Annotated in this window: 19 protein-coding genes; 5 read left to right on the top strand and 14 right to left on the bottom strand. The window is 60.9% G+C overall.

All coding sequences use genetic code 11. The features are described 5' to 3' along the window. Positions 1-37: 37 nt before the first annotated feature. Together GKQ23_RS22965 and GKQ23_RS22960 are read right to left on the bottom strand one after the other, a co-directional pair. Positions 38-775, bottom strand: a complete 738-nt coding sequence (locus tag GKQ23_RS22965) for a thioesterase II family protein (protein WP_212409507.1) — start codon at positions 773-775, stop codon at positions 38-40. Positions 776-806: 31 nt separating this feature from the next. After that, positions 807-2,261: a PLP-dependent aminotransferase family protein gene (locus GKQ23_RS22960; protein ID WP_056233657.1), complete on the bottom strand. Its 1,455-nt coding sequence runs from the start codon at positions 2,259-2,261 to the stop codon at positions 807-809. Between the two features lie 136 nt (positions 2,262-2,397). Here GKQ23_RS22960 and GKQ23_RS22955 point away from each other — a divergent pair, with 136 nt between their 5' ends. Further along, positions 2,398-2,985, top strand: a complete 588-nt coding sequence (locus tag GKQ23_RS22955; RefSeq protein ID WP_212409506.1) for a LysE family translocator — start codon at positions 2,398-2,400, stop codon at positions 2,983-2,985. Between the two features lie 342 nt (positions 2,986-3,327). On the opposite strand, the gene mqo is transcribed toward GKQ23_RS22955, so the two are convergent. Beyond that, positions 3,328-4,941 carry a malate dehydrogenase (quinone) gene (gene mqo, locus GKQ23_RS22950; RefSeq protein WP_212409505.1) on the bottom strand — a complete coding sequence of 538 codons (1,614 nt, stop codon included), beginning with the start codon at positions 4,939-4,941 and terminating at the stop codon, positions 3,328-3,330. Positions 4,942-5,263: 322 nt separating this feature from the next. After that, positions 5,264-5,719, bottom strand: coding sequence for a carboxymuconolactone decarboxylase family protein (locus GKQ23_RS22945; protein WP_212409504.1), 456 nt, complete (start codon positions 5,717-5,719; stop codon positions 5,264-5,266). An 84-nt stretch (positions 5,720-5,803) separates the two neighbouring features. Here GKQ23_RS22945 and GKQ23_RS22940 point away from each other — a divergent pair, with 84 nt between their 5' ends. Further along, positions 5,804-7,243 (top strand): PLP-dependent aminotransferase family protein, encoded by a 1,440-nt coding sequence (locus GKQ23_RS22940; RefSeq protein WP_101506230.1) that lies wholly within the window; start codon positions 5,804-5,806, stop codon positions 7,241-7,243. A gap of 36 nt (positions 7,244-7,279) precedes the next feature. Here GKQ23_RS22940 and tpiA read toward each other — a convergent pair whose 3' ends face one another. Next, positions 7,280-8,047, bottom strand: a complete 768-nt coding sequence (gene tpiA, locus GKQ23_RS22935; RefSeq protein WP_056233670.1) for a triose-phosphate isomerase — start codon at positions 8,045-8,047, stop codon at positions 7,280-7,282. Positions 8,048-8,164: 117 nt separating this feature from the next. Beyond that, on the bottom strand, positions 8,165-8,758 hold the full coding sequence (locus tag GKQ23_RS22930) for a DUF1454 family protein (protein ID WP_056233672.1): 594 nt from the start codon (positions 8,756-8,758) through the stop codon (positions 8,165-8,167). Positions 8,759-8,850: 92 nt separating this feature from the next. On the opposite strand from GKQ23_RS22930, the gene GKQ23_RS22925 reads away from it, so the two are divergent. After that, positions 8,851-9,285, top strand: a complete 435-nt coding sequence (locus GKQ23_RS22925) for a DUF805 domain-containing protein (protein ID WP_101506231.1) — start codon at positions 8,851-8,853, stop codon at positions 9,283-9,285. On the opposite strand, the gene fpr is transcribed toward GKQ23_RS22925, so the two are convergent. After that, the gene (gene fpr / locus GKQ23_RS22920) at positions 9,286-10,032 is read right to left on the bottom strand and encodes a ferredoxin--NADP(+) reductase (RefSeq protein ID WP_212409503.1); all 747 of its coding nucleotides are present in this window, start codon (positions 10,030-10,032) and stop codon (positions 9,286-9,288) included. 306 nt (positions 10,033-10,338) lie between these two features. Here fpr and emrD point away from each other — a divergent pair, with 306 nt between their 5' ends. Continuing rightward, entirely contained in the window at positions 10,339-11,523 is a 1,185-nt protein-coding gene (gene emrD / locus GKQ23_RS22915; RefSeq protein ID WP_056233677.1) for a multidrug efflux MFS transporter EmrD, read from the top strand. Between the two features lie 115 nt (positions 11,524-11,638). On the opposite strand, the gene glpX is transcribed toward emrD, so the two are convergent. The 3 genes from glpX to GKQ23_RS22900 form a co-directional block, all read right to left on the bottom strand. Beyond that, entirely contained in the window at positions 11,639-12,649 is a 1,011-nt protein-coding gene (glpX, locus tag GKQ23_RS22910; protein ID WP_056233679.1) for a class II fructose-bisphosphatase, read from the bottom strand. An 87-nt stretch (positions 12,650-12,736) separates the two neighbouring features. Further along, positions 12,737-14,251, bottom strand: coding sequence for a glycerol kinase GlpK (gene glpK, locus GKQ23_RS22905; protein ID WP_056233681.1), 1,515 nt, complete (start codon positions 14,249-14,251; stop codon positions 12,737-12,739). Between the two features lie 32 nt (positions 14,252-14,283). Continuing rightward, the gene (locus GKQ23_RS22900; protein ID WP_056233683.1) at positions 14,284-15,126 is read right to left on the bottom strand and encodes an MIP/aquaporin family protein; all 843 of its coding nucleotides are present in this window, start codon (positions 15,124-15,126) and stop codon (positions 14,284-14,286) included. A 440-nt stretch (positions 15,127-15,566) separates the two neighbouring features. On the opposite strand from GKQ23_RS22900, the gene zapB reads away from it, so the two are divergent. Continuing rightward, a complete protein-coding gene (zapB, locus tag GKQ23_RS22895) occupies positions 15,567-15,806 on the top strand; it encodes a cell division protein ZapB (protein ID WP_056233685.1) in 240 nt (79 codons plus the stop codon). Positions 15,807-15,862: 56 nt separating this feature from the next. Here zapB and rraA read toward each other — a convergent pair whose 3' ends face one another. The 4 genes from rraA to ftsN all read right to left on the bottom strand — a co-directional run bounded on the left by rraA (position 15,863) and on the right by ftsN (position 19,459). Then, positions 15,863-16,348 carry a ribonuclease E activity regulator RraA gene (gene rraA, locus GKQ23_RS22890; protein WP_056233687.1) on the bottom strand — a complete coding sequence of 162 codons (486 nt, stop codon included), beginning with the start codon at positions 16,346-16,348 and terminating at the stop codon, positions 15,863-15,865. 118 nt (positions 16,349-16,466) lie between these two features. Then, the gene (gene hslU, locus GKQ23_RS22885) at positions 16,467-17,798 is read right to left on the bottom strand and encodes an HslU--HslV peptidase ATPase subunit (protein ID WP_056233689.1); all 1,332 of its coding nucleotides are present in this window, start codon (positions 17,796-17,798) and stop codon (positions 16,467-16,469) included. Between the two features lie 11 nt (positions 17,799-17,809). Further along, positions 17,810-18,340: an ATP-dependent protease subunit HslV gene (gene hslV, locus GKQ23_RS22880; RefSeq protein ID WP_013200194.1), complete on the bottom strand. Its 531-nt coding sequence runs from the start codon at positions 18,338-18,340 to the stop codon at positions 17,810-17,812. Between the two features lie 90 nt (positions 18,341-18,430). Further along, on the bottom strand, positions 18,431-19,459 hold the full coding sequence (gene ftsN / locus GKQ23_RS22875) for a cell division protein FtsN (protein ID WP_212409502.1): 1,029 nt from the start codon (positions 19,457-19,459) through the stop codon (positions 18,431-18,433). Positions 19,460-19,561: the final 102 nt, after the last annotated feature.

Below are 19,561 nucleotides of genomic sequence, written 5' to 3'. Positions count from 1 at the left end.
GGCAGAAGTGCCCGCTGTGGGTACGGAACGGCACGCCTTAATCGTGCAGTAGCAGGCTACCGATCGCCTCAACGATCGCCGCCCGCTGCTGATGCAGATAGAAGTGCCCGCCCGGCCAGGCGTAGCGGTGGAACGGGCCGTGGCTCCACTGCCGCCAGCCGGCGATCGACGCGTCGTCCACTTCCGGGTCGCTGTCGCCGTTGAAGGTGGCCAGCGGGCAGTGCAGCACGCCCTGCGGCCGTGCCGGGTAGGTTTCGATCAGCCGGTAGTCGGCGCGGATGGCGGGCAGGATCACCTCGCGCAGCTCGGCCTGCGCCAGCACCTGGGCGTTATTGCTGTCCAGCCTGATCAGCTCGGCGCACAGCGCGTCATCGTCCTGCAGATGCACCTGCCCCGGCCGGTGAAACTGCGCTGCTCCGCGGCCGGAAACGGCCAGCAGCTGCGGTTCGCTGGCACCGCGCCGGCACAGCTCCAGTACCACCTCATGCGCCAGCGTAGCCCCCATGCTGTGGCCAAAAATCGCCCAGCGCGCGCCGATCGCCGGCAGCATGGCGTCGGCCAGCTGCTGCGTCAGCGCGTCGAAGCTGTCCGGCATCGGGTGGCGAAAGCGCTCCAGCCTGCCGGGCAGGCAGACCTGCACCAGGCGAATGCCGGCGGGCAGCAGCGCCCGCCACGGATGATAGAGCGAGGCGTTACCGCCGGCATGGGGAATGCAGAACAGTGGAATGGCGTTGTCACCGTAGGTGGGGGTGGCGCGCAGCCAGGCAGAATTCATCGGTACAGCTCCTTGATCTCAGAGGAAGGCGTCAGCCTACGCCGGCGGCGATGCCGCTCATTTCGCACGCCAGCGCACCGGTGCGCTGCAGCGCCCAGGTGTAACGCTGGTCAAACGGGTAGCAGCAGGAGAGCCGCAGCGCGTTATTACAGCGCTCACCGAGGGTATACAGCGCACCGGGGGTCAGGCAAATTTTTTCCTGCAGCAGGCGGTGGAACAGCGCCACGCAGTCCACCCCGCCGGGCAGCTCCACCCAGAACACGAAGCCGCCGCTCGGCCGGGTGGCGCGGGTGCCCTGCGGGAAGTGGCGGGCGATAATGCCGCGCGCCTCCTCCAGCTGCGCGGCGTAGCGGCGGCGTAGCGAGCGCAGATGGTGGTCATAGCCGCCGGACTCCAGGAAGTGGCCGAGGGTTTCTGACAGCAGCCGCGATTCCGACATCGACGACACCGCCTTCAGCCGCGCCAGCGCGTCGCTGAAGCGGCCGGCGGCGATCCAGCCGACGCGATAATCCGGCGCCACGGTTTTGGTAAAGCTGGCGCAGTACAGCACCCAGCCGTGCTCGTCAAACGCCTTTACCGCCGGCGACAGCGGCCAGCAGAACTGCAGCTCGGCGTACAGGCCATCTTCCAGCAGCGGCACCTGATAGTGATTGACCAGTCGCGCCAGCCGTTTCTTCGCTTCCAGCGTCATGCTGCTGCCCAGCGGGTTCTGCACGTTGGGCATGGCAATCAGCGCCTGGATGCGCTGCTCCTGCAGGACCAGCTCCAGCGCGTCCAGCGACAGCCCGTACTGCGGGTCGGTCGGGATCTCCAGCACCTTCAGGCCAAGGCTGGCCAGCAGCGGGAACAGATAGAAATAGGTCGGCGTCTCGACCCCGACGCAGTCGCCGGGGCGGGTGACCGCCCGCAGCGCCAGCTGCAGCGCCTCCATGCAGCCATGGGTCAGGGTGACCTCCTCGCTGCTGACGTGGATGCCGAGGTCCAGCGAGCGGCGGGCGATCTCCCGCCGCAGCCGCAGGCTGCCGGGGGGCAGGGCGTAGCGGGCGATCAGGTCCGGCTCGTGCTTCAGCAGGGTGCGCATGATGCCGCTGAGCTTTGCCGTCGGGAAGAAGTCACTGTTCTGCGGACAGGCCAGCGAGATATTGGTGAACTCCGCATGGTTTTGCGCGGCAAACACCGTGTCGATCAGATCCAGCTTTTCACTGCTCGGCGAGCGCACGTGGCTGCGCGGCTGCGCCTGGCGGGTCAGCGAGGGCAGCGCGTCGCGCACGTAGTAGCCGGACTGCGGGCGGGCTTCGATCAGCCCGCGATCTTCCAGCATGCCGTAGGCGGTCAGCACGGTGTTGACGCTGACCTGATGGCTGGCGGCGCAGCGACGAATGGCGGGCAGGCGGCTGCCGGGCGTAAAGGTGCCCTGGTGAATCGCGGCGGCCAGCGTTTCTGCCAGCTGGTGGTAGCGGGTGGTCTGGGGATCGTTGATGGACACAGTGCTCTCCACGAATGATGGGTACAATGTTCTGACAGGCCTGTTTGTACCCATAACAATACTCATTTTCTGCATCTGTTACCATCTGTCGGCGCTGATTACACTAAGTCCATTCTCAGACCGCAGGAGCGCACCCATGCTTGACCCCTCTTTTTTCAGCTATGTCACCGTGATGTCGATCACGCCAGGCCCCAACAATTTGCTGCTCGCCACCTCCGGGGTGAATTTCGGGCTGAAGCGGACGCTGCCGATGATCAGCGGTATTCTGATCGGCTGCGCGTTGCAGACGGTATTTGCCGGCCTGTTGTTAGAAGTGCTGCTGAGCTGGATGGGGGCGATTCGCCTGCCGCTGACCCTGCTGGGCTGCGGCTATCTGCTGTGGCTGACGTGGAAAATCTTCCGCTCCGGCGCGCCGGAACTGCGCGAGAAGGCGCGGCCGATGACGGCGATCGGCGGGGCGCTGTTTCAGGCGGTGAATCCTAAGGCGTGGCTGATGGCGACCAACGTCGCGCTGATGTACACCGTCAACAACACCATTCTGACGGTGATGCTCAGCTTTATGCTGCTCAACCTGCCCTGCATTCTGATCTGGGCCGCGCTGGGCGATCGGCTGGGCAGGCACCTGCAGGTGGCGTGGAAGCTGCAGCTGTTTAACGGCCTGATGGCGTTCTCGCTGCTGGCCACCACCCTGTGGATGCTGGTGGATGCGCTAAGGCTGGCCTGACGGCTGTAATCGCTTTACGTGCGGGTCGCTGCCGGTTCGCGTGCCCGGCGTATCGGGTATATCCGGAACGCGGACAGGCTGATCTTCCTTCAGGCAACTCAGCAATATGAAGCGATGGGAGCCTGTACACGGAGCAAAGCATCGCGGGCCACGGATGGCCCGCGCTGAGCTGTCAGGGATGACGCTTGTTGCGTCTTTGCGGAGTGTACAGGCTCCCTGAGCCGTGCACAGTGTTACAGCAGACGATGCCTTTTTCACCCTTGCAGAGGGTACAGGCTCCCTGAGCCGTGCACAGTGTTACAACAGACGACGCATTTTGTGTCTTTGCGCTGCGCCCGGAGATTATTTACCTACAACCGCCGCCGCTGCTGAGTTCTCGTCGTTCGCCGCGCTGAGCGGCGCGTAGTCCAGCTGCAGGATCTGGCTGGTATCGGCCAGCACTTTCTCCGTTGCCGCCACGTTGCCGTTCAGCTTCTGGCCCCAGGACGGGATAATGGTTTTCAGCGCGCTCTGCCAGGCCGGGCTGGCCATCTCTTCTTTAAATACCCGACCCATCAGCTCCAGCATGATCGGAGCGGCAGTGGAGGCACCCGGCGATGCGCCCAGCAGGGCTGACATGCTGCCGTCTTCTGAGGTGACCACTTCCGTACCCAGCTTCAGCACGCCGCCCTTGTGCGGATCCTGCTGAATGATCTGCACGCGCTGCCCGGCTTTTACCAGACGCCAGTCCTCTTTCTTCGCTTCCGGGAAGTATTCGCACAGCGCCTTGTGGCGGTCGTCTTCGCTGAGCATCACCTGGCCGACCAGGTATTTCACCAGGTCAAAGTTGTCCAGCCCCACGCGTATCATTGGCAGCACGTTAGACGGGGTTACCGAGCCAAACATGTCCCACAGCGACCCCTGCTTCAGGAACTTGGTAGAGAAGGTGGCGAACGGCCCGAACAGCAGCACCTGTTTGCCGTCCAGCGTGCGGGTGTCGAGGTGCGGCACCGACATCGGCGGCGCGCCAACCGAGGCTTTACCGTACACCTTGGCCTGGTGGCGCTTCACCACCTCCGGGTTGTCGGTGACGAGGAACTCGCCGCCCACCGGGAAACCGGCAAATTTTTTCGCTTCCGGAATGCCGGAGTGCTGCAGCAGGGTCAGCGCCGCGCCGCCCGCACCAATAAACACCTTGTTCGCGCGGGTCACCGACTCACGGTTGCCGTTGTTCAGGTCGGCCAGCGTGACGTTCCAGCTGCCGTCGGCGTTGCGTTTAATCGCCCGCACTTCGTGGCGGCTCTGCAGCTCAAAGTTCGGGCTCTTCTGCAGCGAGGCGATCAGCTGGCGGGTGATTTCACCGAAGTTAACGTCGGTACCGATCGGAATGCGGGTGGCGGCGACGCGCTGACCCTGGTCGCGGCCTTCCATCACCACCGGGATCCATTCGCGGATCTCTGCGGCATCTTCCGAGTAGTCCATCCCACGGAACAGGCTGTTGTTTTGCAGGGCGGCGTAGCGTTTTTTCAGAAACGCCACGTTCTCCTCACCCCAGACAAAGCTGACGTGCGGCACGCTGGTGATAAAGCTGCGCGGATTACGCAGCACGCCGCGCTGCACCTGGTGCGCCCAGAACTGACGTGAAATCTGGAACGCTTCGTTGATTTCTACCGCTTTGGTGATGTCGATTGCGCCGTCGGCCTTCTCCGGCGTGTAGTTCAGTTCCATCAGCGCAGAGTGCCCGGTGCCGGCGTTGTTCCAGCCGTTCGAACTCTCTTCAGCCACCCGATCCAGGCGCTCTACCATGCTGATGCGCCAGTTGGGCTCCAGCTCCTGCAGGTAGGCTCCGAGGGTCGCGCTCATCGCGCCACCGCCGATCAGTAACACGTCGACGCTTTTCTCATCGACCGCTGAGGCTTTTTTGGAAAAGCCAGGACCGTTCTGACGTTCGGCCCCCAGTACTTCCTTCTTGCGCATGAATCGACATCTCCAAATGCTGAATAAATTCAACATATTAAGCGGTTGAAACAGATCCGGTTTCTGGGGAACCAGTTGCACTGCTTCGTTCTTTCAGGGTTGCTCACAGATCTACGCACAGCTGTGCTGTTTGTTTAATCAATGTTCAAAGGTGTTAGAAATATACCATTGTTATAGGGTATTTAAAAAAGTGTTTAAGGATGAAAAATGAGAATGATGGCGGGGTGAAAATTAGTAACATTGATACGGGTCACAGTTATGACCCGCAGGGGTTAGGGCAAAGGCACAGTGAAAAATGGGTAAGTCGTTGAGTGGTCGAAATTTAATCGCGCGGTGCACTGTCCGGCAGCTTGCGGTGGCTGATCGCCAGGCGGTTATAGGCATTCATCAAACCAATCGCGACGGTCAGGTCTGTGATCGCTTTGTTACTGAATTCGGCCTGCATTTGCGTAAAGATGACTTCCGGCGCGTTGGTTTGTGCAATCAGCGTCAGCGACTCCGCCCAGGCCAGCGCGGCCCGCTCGGCGGCGGAGAACCAGTTGCCCGCTTCGGCCCACACCTGGGTCAGCACAATTTTGTCCCACGGCATGCCGCCTTTGTGTAACGCTTTGGTATGCATATCAATACAGTATGCGCAGCCGTTGATCTGAGACACGCGCAGATAAACCAGTTCCACCAGGCTCGGATCCAGGTCGCATCTGCTGACGTAGTCGTGTACGCCGGCCAGCGCTTTCATCCCTGCAGGTGACGAGGTATAAAAATCAATGCGTTCACTCATAATTCGCTCCGGTAAAAGGGGATGGCTGTCGGAAAGCGTTTCCGACATGGGCGCTATTTTCACCGGGTACGGGGAGCCATAACAGTGCCAGGAAATAACAACCACAGTGGTCCATCGAACGCCGTGCCGCTGGGGATTACGCTGCGGCGTGGCGGCAGGCTGACGCTGGCCGAACAGATCCATAACGAAATGCAGCAGGCGATTGCCGACGGCCGACTGGCGGCTGGCGCACGGCTGCCCTCCTGCCGCGACCTGGCGGTGCAGCTCGGCGTGGCGCGTGGCACGGTGCGTGCCGCCTACGACCGGCTGGTGGACGGCCAGCTGCTGGTAAGCAGAGGGGCCGCTGGCACCTGGGTTAGCGGCGTGCCGTCGCTGCCTGCGCGGGTGGCCCCGGCAGCCGAGGCGATCGCCCCGCTGGCGGAGATGGTCCACGCCTTCGACGTACCGCCGCTGACCTTCCAGATGGGGGCACCCGCCAGCGACGCCTTTCCGGCCAAAGTCTGGTCACGCATCATCAGCCGCCATGCCCGCCAGATGGCCAGCCAGCCGATGGGCTACGCCGATCCGCGCGGCAGCCCGGCGCTGCGCCAGCAGCTGGCGAGCTATCTGGCGATCGCCCGCGGCATGCACTGCCAGCCCGCGCAGATCGTTATCACCAACGGCTACGCCGGCGCGCTGGGGCTGATCGTGCTGGGGCTGCGGCTGGCCGGGCAGCAGGTGTGGCTGGAGAATCCTGGTTATCTGCTGGCACGGCGGGCGCTGGCGCTGGCTGGCGTGCAGGGGGTGCCCGTACCGGTCGATGAGCAGGGGATCTGCGTCGGGGAAGGGGAGCGGCTGGCACCCGAGGCTCGTGTGGCGCTGGTGACGCCTGGCCAGCACGCGCCGCTGGGCATGACGCTGTCATCCTCCCGCCGCCGCGCGCTGCTGGACTGGGCGCACCGGCAGCAGGGCTGGATTATCGAGGACGATTATCTGGGCGAACTGCAGCTGCAGGGGCGTGCCGCCCCCGCGCTGGCGGCGCTGGATAGTGAACGGGTGCTGCACGTCGGCACCTTCAGCAAGAACCTCAGCCCGACGCTGAGGCTGGGTTATCTGGTGGTGCCGGAAGCGCTGGCGGCGACCTTTGGCGAGGTGGCCGCGCTGTTGATGCCGGCGTCGTCAGCGGTGCTGCATCGCGCCGTGGCGGAATTTCTGCATGAGGGGCATTTTATGCGCCACCTGCGGCGGATGAAACGGCTGTATGCCGAACGGCTGGCGCTGATGCTGGAGGCGCTGGCACCGCATTTTTCACAGCTGTCACAGGCCGCGCTGAGCGTGGTGGTCGATCTGCCAGTGGGCACCCGTGATACGCTGATTGCCCGTGAAGCGCTGAGCTGTGGCATGGCACCGTCGCCGCTGTCGATGTGGTATCAGGAAAATCCGGCACCGCGCAGTGGGCTGGTCCTCAGCGTGACGACGCTGCCACGTGTGGGCTATGCAGAGAGTGCGCTGCGGCTGAAGCAGCTGGTGGAGCGGTTTGGTTAAATTACCCCGCCCCGGGAGGGGCAGGGCTGAGCAGGCTTAGGCGTTTTTCGCTGCGGCGGCTGCTTTGACGATCGCGGCAAAGGCGTCGGCCTTCAGTGAGGCGCCGCCAACCAGCGCGCCATCGATGTCCGGCTGAGCAAACAGCTCGGCGGCGTTCTTGTCGTTAACAGAACCGCCGTACTGAATGATCACCTGAGCGGCCACGGCTGCATCCTGCTTAGCGATGTGGTCACGGATAAACTTGTGCACCGCCTGGGCCTGGGCCGGGGTTGCTGACTTGCCGGTACCGATCGCCCAGACAGGTTCGTAGGCGATCACCACGCCGTTGAAGGCGTCTGCACCCTGGGTGGTCAGCACTGCGTCGATCTGACGTGCGCAGACTTCTTCGGTTTTACCCGCTTCGTTTTCCGCTTCGGTTTCACCGATGCACAGCACCGGGATCAGACCCGCCGCTTTCAGCACGGCGAATTTCTTCGCGATAAACTCGTCGCTCTCAGCGTGGTAGGTGCGGCGCTCAGAGTGGCCGATGATGATGTACTGTGCGCCAACGTCTTTCAGCATGTCAGCGGAGACTTCACCGGTGAAGGCACCTGACAGGTTCACATCAACGTTCTGCGCGCCCAGTGCGATATGGCTACCGGAGATGGCATGTTTCGCCTGATCCAGATAGATCGTCGGCGGGGCAATCGCCACGCCACAACCGTCAACGCCGCTCAGCTCGGTACGCAGGCCGGCGATCAGCTCGTTGACCAGGTTTTTATTGCCGTTTAATTTCCAGTTACCCATCACTAATGGATGTCGCATTGTATCCTCCACGCTTAGAGAGTATGAAAGCTGCCGGCTGGCAGCGTTGTCTGCCGACAGTATAGAGATCAAACAGTCGAAAGGCTTTGCTTTTCGTCATGCTTTGACTGAAACGATTCAAGGGGTTGCCAGCGCCAGTTTCAGCGGCTCGACGGCGAAGGTCAGCCCTTTTTCGCCGTTATCGGCGACAATATAGCGCAGCGCTCCTTCACTCTGCTGGTAGTAGCGAACGCCTTTTCCTTTGCTCAGCAGCGTGCTTACCCGTTTCTGGCTCTGTTCGGCGCTGAGCATCGGTTCAAAGAAACGCACAAACGCCGCCATATAGGCCAGCGCTTTATCATATGCTGCCTTCTGGTCCGGCCCCGGGATCGGCAGCCAGGTAATCTGCAACGTTTTGATTTTACCGGTGCCGTGCTCCAGCGCGGTGGAGGCATAAAGATTTTCATTAATCTTGCTGGCCGCGCGGGTCAGATTGCTCTTATCATCATTCGTGTCAATGGCGCGATATTCACCTAACGGTAACGTTACGTTGGCAGCATTATACTTTTCGCGGAACTGGCCGATAGTCATATCAAAGACCGGCGCGCCGGCCTGCAGATAGGGTGCCGACGGCAGAGGGGCTGCCCGATCCTGCGGAACGGTGTCGGCATACGCTGTCGCAAAGGTCAGTGCGGTCAGCAGGGCAATCCCTGCCCGTCTCGCGTTGTTCATGTTATCGGCCCTAACCAGTAAACTCAGCTCAAGATTAAAACGGACATCGACCTGAAAAGTCAAAGGGCTCCCGGAGTGTGGAATAAAAAATAATGACCTTACAGCACTGGTGTTTCTCTTTTCGTGGCCGACTGCGGCGGCGCGACTTCTGGATCTGGCAAACCGTCTGGCTGCTGCTGCTGACCCTGCTGTTTACCCTTGCCTCCAATGGCTGGCTGGACAACCAGACCGCGGCCTTCTGCGTGGTGGCACTGCTGTGGCCCACCAGCGCGGTGCTGGTGAAACGTCTGCACGATCGCAATAAGGGCGGCCAGTGGGCGCTGCTGCTGATCCTGGCGTGGATGCTGATGGCGGGGAACTGGGCGATGCTGCCGGGCGAGGCGCAGTGGGTGGTTGGCCATTTTATCCCGGCCTTGATTATGGTCAGTATGCTGGTCGAACTCGGTGGTTTTAGCGGCACGGCGGGGGATAACCGCTTTGGTAAAACGGCGCAGTACGTGGTGTTCCTGCCCCGCCGTGCGGCCTGATTACCAGTAATGCTCGCTGGTGATGTGCCCGGGCTTACGTTTCAGGTGTTTGCGCATCTCGCGGGTCTCTTTCAGCACCTGCTGGGTGTCGCGCACCATCTGCGGGTTACCGCACAGCATTACGTGGCTGTGTTCGGCATCAATGGTCAGCCCGACTGCCGCCTCCAGCTGGCCGTCGGCGATCAGCGCCGGGATGCGGCCGGTCAGTGAACCGCTGCTCTCTTCGCGGCTGACGATGGTCTGGATCTGCAGCTGGCCATTAAAGCGCTGCTGCAGCTGTTGCATCTGCGGCAGGTAGCTTAAATCCTGCGCGTGGCGGGCCGCGTGCACCAGCACGATGTTTTGAAAGCGCTCCAGCCCTTTACCCTCCTCAAGAATGGAGAGATAGGGGCCGAGCGCCGTACCGGTGGCCAGCATCCACAGTGTGTCGCATTCGGGCACTTCATCAATCACAAAAAAGCCCTGGGCATCGCTGGTGATCAACACTTCGTCGCCCGGTTGCAGGGCGTGCAGCCGCGGGCTGAGCTTGCCTTCCGGCACGGTCACCAGGTAGAACTCCAGGTTCGGGTTGTGCGGCGCGTTAACATAGGAGTAGGCACGTACCACCCGTTCACCGTCGATCATCAGCGCCAGCTTGGCGTACTGGCCGGCGGTGAAGGGGTCAATCGGTGCGGTAACGGTCAGGCTGAACAGGCTGTCCGTCCAGTTGGTTACCTGTTGTACCTGAGCATTGAGCCAAACGGCCATAAAAAAACTCCTTAGCGTGGTTAGGGCATTTAGCCTTTCCGGCTATCTTCACCAGCGGTAAACGTTTTTTCCACCGCGGGCGGGGCGTAAAGCTCTTATGAACAAAGTATGCGCACGAATTTCACCAGACGTAAAAAATGTTTTACAGCCCTGCGCTAAATTAGTGACAGTGCGGTATCACCTGTTTTGACCTGCCCCCTCGCTTTGTCACCCAGTCCTGATATTTTCTCCGCCAACTGGCCGCAGGCTTCCGGCACATCCTCTGCTCAGGGGATTTTTTGCCACTTATTATACTGATGTGAAACCATGAAAAAGATTGAGAACGGGCATCTGCTGGTGATGCTGATCGCGCTGCTGGCCGTTGGTCAGATGGCGCAAACCATCTATGTGCCGGCGATGCCGGTGATTGCGCAGGCGTTCCACGTCGCTGACGGCGCGGTGCAGCGGGTGATGGCCGCTTACCTGATTACCTACGGTGCCTCGCAGCTGCTGTACGGGCCATTGTCGGACAGCATCGGCCGCCGGCCGGTGATCCTGTTCGGTATGGGCATTTTTATTGCGGGATCGCTGATCGCGCTGTTCGCCAGCGGCCTGGATGGCCTGGTGCTGGGCGCGGCGATTCAGGGGCTGGGAACCGGGGTGGCCGGGGTGATGGCGCGCACCATGCCGCGCGATCTCTACTCCGGCAGCGCGCTGCGCCACGCCAACAGCCTGTTGAATATGGGCATCCTGTTCAGCCCGTTGATTGCGCCGACGATTGGTGCCGGGCTGACCCATCTGTTCGGCTGGCAGGCCTGCTTCGCCTTCCTGCTGCTGCTGTGCCTGGCGGTGACCGCGGCGATGGCCCGTTTTCTGCCGGAAACCCGGCCGGCGGGCCAGGCGTCGCTGCCGCTGCTCTCCCGCTACCGGCCGCTGCTGGCGGACGGCAACTTTGTGCGTTATCTGCTGATCCTGATCGGTGCCACCGCCGGCATCACCGTCTATGAGGCCAGCAGCGGCGTGCTGATGGGCGGGGTGCTGGGGATGAGCAGCCTGGCGGTCAGCCTGCTGTTTATTCTGCCGCTGCCGGGCGCGTTCTTCGGGGCGTGGTTTGCCGGGCGCACCCGTAAGTCGTTTAACACGGTGATGTGGTACGCGGTCAACAGCTGCCTGCTGGCCGGAGCGCTGATGTGGATCCCCGGCTGGCTGGGGGTAATGAACCTGTGGACGCTGATCGTCCCGGCGTCGCTGTTCTTCTTTGGCGCCGGCATGCTGTTCCCGCTGGGCACCTCCGGGGCGATGGAGCCGTGGCCCTATATGGCGGGCACCGCCGGGGCGCTGGTCGGCGGCCTGCAGAATCTGGGATCGGGACTGACCGCCTGGCTCTCCGCGCTGCTGCCGCAGACCGGCCAGTTCAGCCTGGGGATGCTGATGTTTGCCACCGCGCTGCTGATCCTGTTCTGCTGGCTGCCGCTGTCGAAGCGACCGGAGCCGCAGACGGAAACGGTGTAACCCGTCGCAGACTGAGAGGCGGTGAACCGGGAAGATTGACTGGCTGCTGGCGCAGTCGGGGGCGGGCCGCCGGTCTGCTGAAAAACAGCGCCCCGCAATGCGGGGCGTTTTGGCATTACAGGATAAACGGGTGCAGGTTTTCGTCTTTTAATTCGAGATAGTGAATCGACTGGATACGGCGAATGGTGCGCGACTTGCCGCGGATCAGCAGGGTTTCGGTGGTCGCCATATTGCCTTTGCGGGTAATGCCTTTCAGCAGGTCGCCGCTGGTGATGCCGGTGGCGGAGAAGATCACGTTATCGTTACGCGCCATCTCTTCCAGAGTCAGTACCTCGCCGGCGGCGATGCCCATCTCGCGGCAGCGGCTCAGCTCCTGCTCGCCCAGCCGACGGTTTTCCGGCGTGTCGCCTTTCACCTCGTGGCGAGCCAGCAGGCGGCCCTGCATATCGCCGTCCAGCGCGCGGATCGCCGCCGCGGAGACGACCCCTTCAGGCGCGCCGCCGATGCCGTACATCACATCGACTTCGCTGTCCGGCATGCAGGTGAGGATCGAGGCGGCCACGTCACCGTCCGGGAAGGTAAACACCCGCACGCCCAGCTGCTGCAGGCGGGCGATCGTCGCGTCATGGCGCGGCTTGGCCAGCAGGGTGACGGTCAGCTCGCTTAACGGCTTCGCCAGCGCGTCGGCCACGCGCCGCAGGTTCTCTTCCAGCGGCAGGCGCAGATCGATCGCGCCGCGCGCGCCGGGGCCGACCGCCAGCTTCTCCATATACATGTCCGGCGCGTGCAGGAAGGTGCCTTTATCGCCCACCGCCAGCACCGCCAGCGCGTTCGCCTGGCCGAGGGCGGTCATGCGGGTGCCTTCAATCGGGTCGACGGCGATATCTACCGCGTCACCGCTGCCGCTGCCGACTTTCTCACCGATGTACAGCATCGGTGCTTCGTCAATCTCCCCTTCGCCAATCACGATCTGACCGTCGATATCCACCTTGTTGAGCATAATACGCATTGCATGTACTGCCGCGCCGTCGGCGGCATTTTTGTCACCGCGTCCCAGCCATTTGTAGCCAGCCAGTGCCGCCGCTTCAGTTACACGGGAAAATTCAATTGCCAGTTCTCGTTTCATGACGTGCCTCGGGGAAGTAATGAGGCGGGAAGTTTATCACAGGAGGGGAGGGGAGGTGCCCGTGGTCAGCGACCACGGGCGGGGGGATTACTTATCGTCAGCCTCTTCCCACGCCTGCGCGCGGGAGACGGCTTTCTTCCAGCCGGCGTACAGCACGTTACGCTGGGTGGTTTCAATGCCCGGACGGAACTCACGTTCGACAACCGATTTGGCACGCACTTCTTCCAGGTCTTTCCAGAAGCCCACGGCCAGGCCCGCCAGATAAGCGGCACCCAGCGCGGTGACTTCACGCACTTCCGGGCGTTCAACGCGGGTACCAAGGATGTCAGACTGGAACTGCATCAGGAAGTTGTTGGCGACCGCACCGCCGTCCACGCGCAGCGACTGCAGGCGGGTGTTGGCGTCGTTCTGCATCGCTTCCAGCACGTCACGGGTCTGATAGGCGATCGATTCCAGCGTGGCGCGGATAATGTGGTTAGCATTGGCACCGCGGGTCAGGCCGAAGATGGCACCGCGCGCATACGGGTCCCAGTACGGGGCACCGAGGCCGGTAAAGGCCGGCACCATATAGACGCCGTTGGTGTCTTTGACCTTGGTGGCGAAGTATTCGGAATCCTGCGAATCGCTGATCAGCTTCATTTCATCGCGCAGCCACTGAATAGATGCACCGCCGATAAAGACGGCACCCTCCAGCGCATAGTTCACTTCACCGCGCGGGCCACAGGCGATGGTGGTCAGCAGGCCGTGGGTAGAGGCGACGGCTTCGGTACCGGTGTTCATCAGCATAAAGCAGCCGGTGCCGTAGGTATTTTTTGCCATTCCCGGCTGCACGCACAGCTGACCGTACAGCGCGGCCTGCTGGTCACCGGCGATACCGGCGATAGGAATACGGGTGCCGCCTTTACCGCCGATGTTGGTCTGGCCGTAAATCTCGGAAGAGGATTTCACTTCCGGCAGCATTTCACGCGGGATGTCGAGGATCTCCAGCATGCGCGCATCCCACTCCAGCGTATGGATGTTAAACATCATGGTACGCGAGGCGTTGGTGTAATCGGTGATGTGCACCCGCCCCTGGGTCATCTTCCACACCAGCCAGGAGTCGACGGTACCGAACAGCAGTTCGCCACGGCGTGCCCGCTCGCGCGAGCCTTCCACGTGGTCGAGGATCCATTTAACTTTGGTGCCAGAGAAGTAGGGGTTAATCACCAGGCCGGTGGTGCTGCGGATATACTCCTCCAGCCCCTCTTTTTTCAGCTTCGCACAGTAGTCTGCGGTGCGTGGATCCTGCCAGACGATGGCGTTGTAGATCGGCTTGCCGGTCTCTTTATCCCAGACGATGGTGGTCTCACGCTGGTTGGTGATACCAATGGCGGCGATCTCGTCGGCGTTAATGTCCGCGTGCGCCAGCACTTCGACCAGCGTTGAGCTCTGTGAGGCCCAGATGTCCATAGGGTCGTGTTCAACCCAGCCGGCTTTTGGATAGATCTGCTGGAATTCGCGCTGTGATACCGCAACGATGTTGGAGTCGTGATCCAGTACGACCGCACGGGAGCTGGTGGTGCCCTGGTCGATCGCAACGATGTATTTTTTTTCTGTGGTCATTTCAGGTTCCTGAATATAAGCGGTTAGCAGGATTACGCTTTGCGTTGTGCAGCGCCGGCGGTCGGTTTGTGCTGAACGGCCTCAACCTTGCCGGGCAGGTTTTTGCCGATCAGGGCACGGTAGCCAAAGGCACCGAGGCTGGCACCGATCAGTGGGCCAAAGATCGGCACCAGGAAATAGGGAATATCACGCGCGCCGGTAAAGGCCACATTACCCCAGCCGGCCAGCCACGCGAACAGTTTTGGTCCGAAATCACGCGCCGGGTTGAGGGCAAAACCGGTCAACGGGCCCATAGCAGCACCGATAATGGCGATCAGGAAACCGATCAGCAGCGGGGCCATCGGGCCGCGCGGCAGGCCGTTGCCGTCGTCGGTGAGGGCCATGATCAGCGCCATCATAATCGCGGTGATCACCAGCTCAACCAGGAACGCCTGGCCGACGCTAATCAGCGGGTTCGGGTAGGTGGAGAAAACGCCGGCCAGATCGAGACTCTCGACGCTGCCGCGCACCATATGATGGGTCTGTTCGTACTCAAGGAACAGATTGTGGTACAGGCCATACACCAGCGCGGCGGAGCAGAAGGCCCCGGCGATCTGCGACAGGGCGTAAGGCAGCACCTTGCGCCCTTCGAAGTTGGCAAACAGCCACAGCGCTACGCTGACCGCCGGGTTGAGGTGGGCACCGGAGATGCCGGCGCTCAGGTAGACGGCCATTGCCACCGCCAGGCCCCAGACAATGCTGATTTCCCACAGGCCGAAAGTGGCGCCGGCCACCTTCGCGGCAGCCACACAACCGGCACCGAAGAAGATAATGGTGGCCGTGCCAAGAAACTCGGCGATGCACTGGCCCTTTAGCGTACTTGTTGCATGACTCATGTTGGAATTCCTGAAGGCGAGTTAACGGTTTAATGTTCTTTAATAGTGCTGGTTTTTATCTGCACCACTCTGTGTTGGTGTGTTGTGAATTTATCGTTAACGAACATAAACGAGAAATAGCGAAATCAAAATTTGTGTGATGCGTCATAAAAATGAGCGTTTACGCGTCTTTCTACCTCTGTTGTTCGTCATGTCAGTTTCTAAATTGCGCGTAAACTATCCGATGCGCTCCTTAAAACCCTGGGCAGAGCAGGGATTAATCCCTTTTTAAGGTTAAGGCTGAAAAGTGTTACAGACTACGCCCCTGACGGGTTCATCGCTGGACTTGACGGGCGGCTCTACTTACAATCGGATGAATAGTGTTATCCGCGGCATACCGGTTCATCCCTTGTCCCTGCGGCTAGCATAATCAACGCCCTGCGATTAGGAGAGAGAGAAACATGTCATTTGAAGTATTCGAAAAACTGGAAGCGAAAGTGCAGCAGGCGATTGATACCATCACGCTGCTGCAGATGGAAATTGAAGAGCTTAAAGAGCAGAACGGTAATCTGAACCAGCAGGTTCAGCAGGCGTCAGGCAACACCGATGCACTGGTGCGTGAAAACCAGCAGCTGAAAGAAGAACAGCACGTATGGCAGGATCGTCTGCGTGCGCTGCTGGGAAAAATGGAAGAGGTGTAATGCTGCACCCGCTATAGCCAGCAAAGAGAACGGGTGCCTGTGGCACCCGTTTTTGTTTATTCGATGTCGAGGGGATCTTCTGACAGGATGATGCCGGTGTTGTCGGCATACAGGTGGTCGCCCGAGAAGAAGGTGACGCCGCCAAAGTTAACGCGCACGTCGCTTTCACCAATGCCTTCACCGGCCGCGCCAGCGGGGATCGCCGCAATCGCCTGGATGCCAATGTCCAGCTCTTCCAGGTCGTCGACCTGACGCACCGAGCCGTAAATTACCATCCCTTCCCACTCGTTCTGCACCGCCAGCTGCGCCAGCGCCGCATCGACCAGCGCACGCCGCACCGAGCCGCCACCGTCAACCAGCAGCACGCGCCCACGCCCGTTCTCTTCCAGCAGATCGTAGAGCAGACCGTTGTCTTCGAAACATTTCACCGTGATGATCTGCCCACCAAACGAGGTGCGGCCACCAAAGTTTGAGAAAAGCGGTTCAACGACATTTACGTCTTCATGGTAGATGTCGCACAGTTCGGAGGTATCGTATTTCATCGCGGGTTCATCTGGTTGCTGCCGGGACAGAGAGTATATCGCTTTATGGCGGCTGTTGGCAAAAGCATCACTTTTCACCGGGGAGGCGGCTGCCTCCCCGGGAACAAACGGCGGGCGGTTACAGGATAAAGCGGCTGAGGTCTTCGTCGGCCACCAGCTCGTCAAGGTGCTGACTGACGTAATCGGCGTCGATGGTGATGGTGCTACCGCTCTTGTCGCTGGCCTCGAAGGAGATCTCCTCGACCAGGCGTTCCAGCACGGTGTGCAGGCGGCGCGCACCGATATTCTCGGCGGTTTCATTCACCTGCCACGCGGCGGCGGCAATCTTGCTGATGCCGTCTGCGGTAAAGTTGATCTCCACGCCTTCGGTCTGCATCAGGGCTTTGTACTGCACGGTGATCGAGGCGCTTGGCTCGGTGAGGATGCGCTCGAAGTCGTGAGTGGTCAGCGCCTGCAGCTCAACGCGGATCGGCAGGCGGCCCTGCAGTTCCGGAATCAGGTCAGACGGGCTGGCCACCTGGAACGCGCCGGAGGCGATAAACAGGATATGGTCGGTTTTGACCATGCCGTGTTTGGTCGACACGGTGCAGCCTTCCACCAGCGGCAGCAGGTCGCGCTGAACGCCTTCACGGGAAACGTCCGGGCCGGAGGATTCGCCGCGCTTACAGACTTTATCGATCTCATCGATAAACACGATGCCGTGCTGCTCGACCGCATCAATGGCGCTCTGCTTCAGCTCTTCCGGGTTCACCAGCTTCGCCGCTTCTTCTTCGATCAGCAGCTTCATCGCTTCTTTGATCTTCAGCTTGCGGGCTTTCTGCTTCTGGCCACCAAGGTTCTGGAACATCGACTGCAGCTGGCTGGTCATCTCTTCCATGCCCGGCGGGGACATGATCTCAACGCCCGGCGAGGCGGCGGCCAGGTCGATCTCGATCTCTTTATCGTCCAGCTGGCCTTCGCGCAGCTTTTTACGGAACGACTGACGGGCGGCAGACGGCTCGGCGGCCACTTCGTTCTGGCCCCAGTTGTTCTTAGCCGGTGGGATCAGCACGTCAAGAATGCGCTCTTCCGCCAGCTCTTCGGCGCGGTAGCGGTTTTTCTCAATCGCCTGTGAACGGACCATTTTGATCGCTGAGTCGGTCAGATCGCGAATGATAGAGTCCACTTCTTTACCAACATAGCCCACTTCGGTGAACTTGGTTGCTTCGACTTTGATAAACGGCGCGTTTGCCAGCTTGGCCAGGCGACGGGCAATTTCGGTTTTGCCGACGCCGGTCGGGCCAATCATCAGGATGTTTTTCGGCGTTACTTCATGGCGCAGCTCTTCATTAAGCTGCATGCGACGCCAGCGGTTACGCAGGGCGATAGCCACGGCACGCTTGGCGCCATCCTGACCGATGATAAATCTGTTGAGTTCGCTGACGATCTCGCGCGGGGTCATTTCAGACATAAATAGGGTCCTTACGCTTTAGACGGTAATGCTTCGATGGTGAGGTTGTGGTTGGTATAGATGCAGATATCGCCTGCAATACCCAGCGCCTTTTCCACAATATCACGCGCGCCGATCTCGGTATTTTCCAGCAGCGCCCTGGCGGCCGCCTGGGCGTAAGGCCCGCCGGAACCAATAGCAATCAGGTCATTCTCGGGCTGGATTACGTCACCGTTGCCGGTGATGATCAGCGAGGCGTTCTCATCTGCTACCGCCAGCAGGGCTTCCAGCTTGCGCAGCATACGATCTGTGCGCCAGTCTTTCGCCAGCTCAACGGCCGCTTTGACCAGATGACCCTGGTGCATTTCCAGTTTGCGTTCGAAAAGTTCAAACAGGGTGAAGGCATCTGCCGTGCCTCCGGCGAAGCCGGCGATCACTTTATCATTGTAGAGGCGGCGCACTTTTTTGACGTTGCCTTTCATCACGGTATTGCCGAGGGTAGCCTGGCCATCGCCGCCAATCACTACCTGGCCGTTGCGTCGTACACTTACTATTGTTGTCACGGGCAGACCCCTTATAACCGATTGAATAGGGCCCGGCGAGCTCGCGCCGGGCACAGATGCAACCAGATATGGGGCGGGTTGGCGGGGGTTTCAACCCCCGATGGCGAGAGGAATACAATTTGCGTGGCCGGAGCCGCGCAGGCCTTTCAGCGCGCTGTCGGCCGCGGCGCGACTGGCGTAAGGACCAATCACCACGCGGTTCCAGCCGCCGCCGCTGGTGATGCGGCTTTCGAACCCTTCAAACGCCAGCTGAGCGCGAACTGACTCGGCCTGATCGGTCCCTTTGAACGAACCGCACTGCACCATCCAGCGCTGCGCCTTCTCTTTTTCGGCTTCTTTCGGCTTCGTCTCGGCCTTCGGCTGCGCGGCAACCTCCGTTTCACGGGTGGCCTGGGTGACCGGGGCCTGGCGCGTCGGCTGTGTTTGCGGCTGCTGCACGCGCGGCGTTTGAGCCGGCTGCTGCTGGGTGCGCGTCGTCTGCGGCAACATATGGCTTTGCTGCTGGGTGTTCTGCTGCGTCGCCTGCTGTTGCAGCATGCGCGTCTGCTGCTGCTGGCTGTTCTGCTGCTGCAGGCGCTGCTGCTGTTGCTGTTGCTGACGCAGTTGCTGCTGCTGCATCCGTGCCTGCTGCTGCAGATCGTTCTGCTGCTGTTGCTGGCGCTGCATGGTCTGCTGTCGCTGCGCCGGGGTCTGTTCATTCCACGGCACTTCGTTCAGCTGGGTCGGCTGCTGGCGCATATCCGCCTGCATCTGCTCCAGCAGCTGGCGCTGTTCGTCGGTCAGCTGGGTCTGCGAGTGCACTTCGCCCCCGGCGGACGGTTCGGTCGGCATCGGCACGCCTAACTGGCGGTTTTCCAGCTCTTTAATGTAGCGCCAGCGCTCCTCCGGCTTCGGCGGTAGCCCGTTGCCGACGGCTTTGTGGTCAGGAATGACCGGCGTCTCTTCTTTCTTATGGTGGGCGATAAACCACAGGCCGCCGACAAAGGCGACCAGCACGGCGACCGCCAGAACCGTCATGACTTTTGAAACCCCTGAACCCCCGCTGGCTTTTTTGCCGCGGGTGGTTTTGCGACGCGTCCCTGTCGAACGCCCGCGGCTGACATAATCTTTTTGTGCCACTCTCGTTCCGTTTATAAATAATGAAAGAAATTACCGGGAAGAAAAGTGTGCTCCCGGTACAGCCCCGCCATGTTACGCAAGGGGCTGAGGTTTGACCAGCCA

Origin of the sequence: Erwinia sp. E602 (genome assembly GCF_018141005.1) — a bacterium.
Lineage (GTDB): Bacteria > Pseudomonadota > Gammaproteobacteria > Enterobacterales > Enterobacteriaceae > Erwinia.
This window is presented reverse-complemented; position numbering and strand designations above follow the sequence as displayed.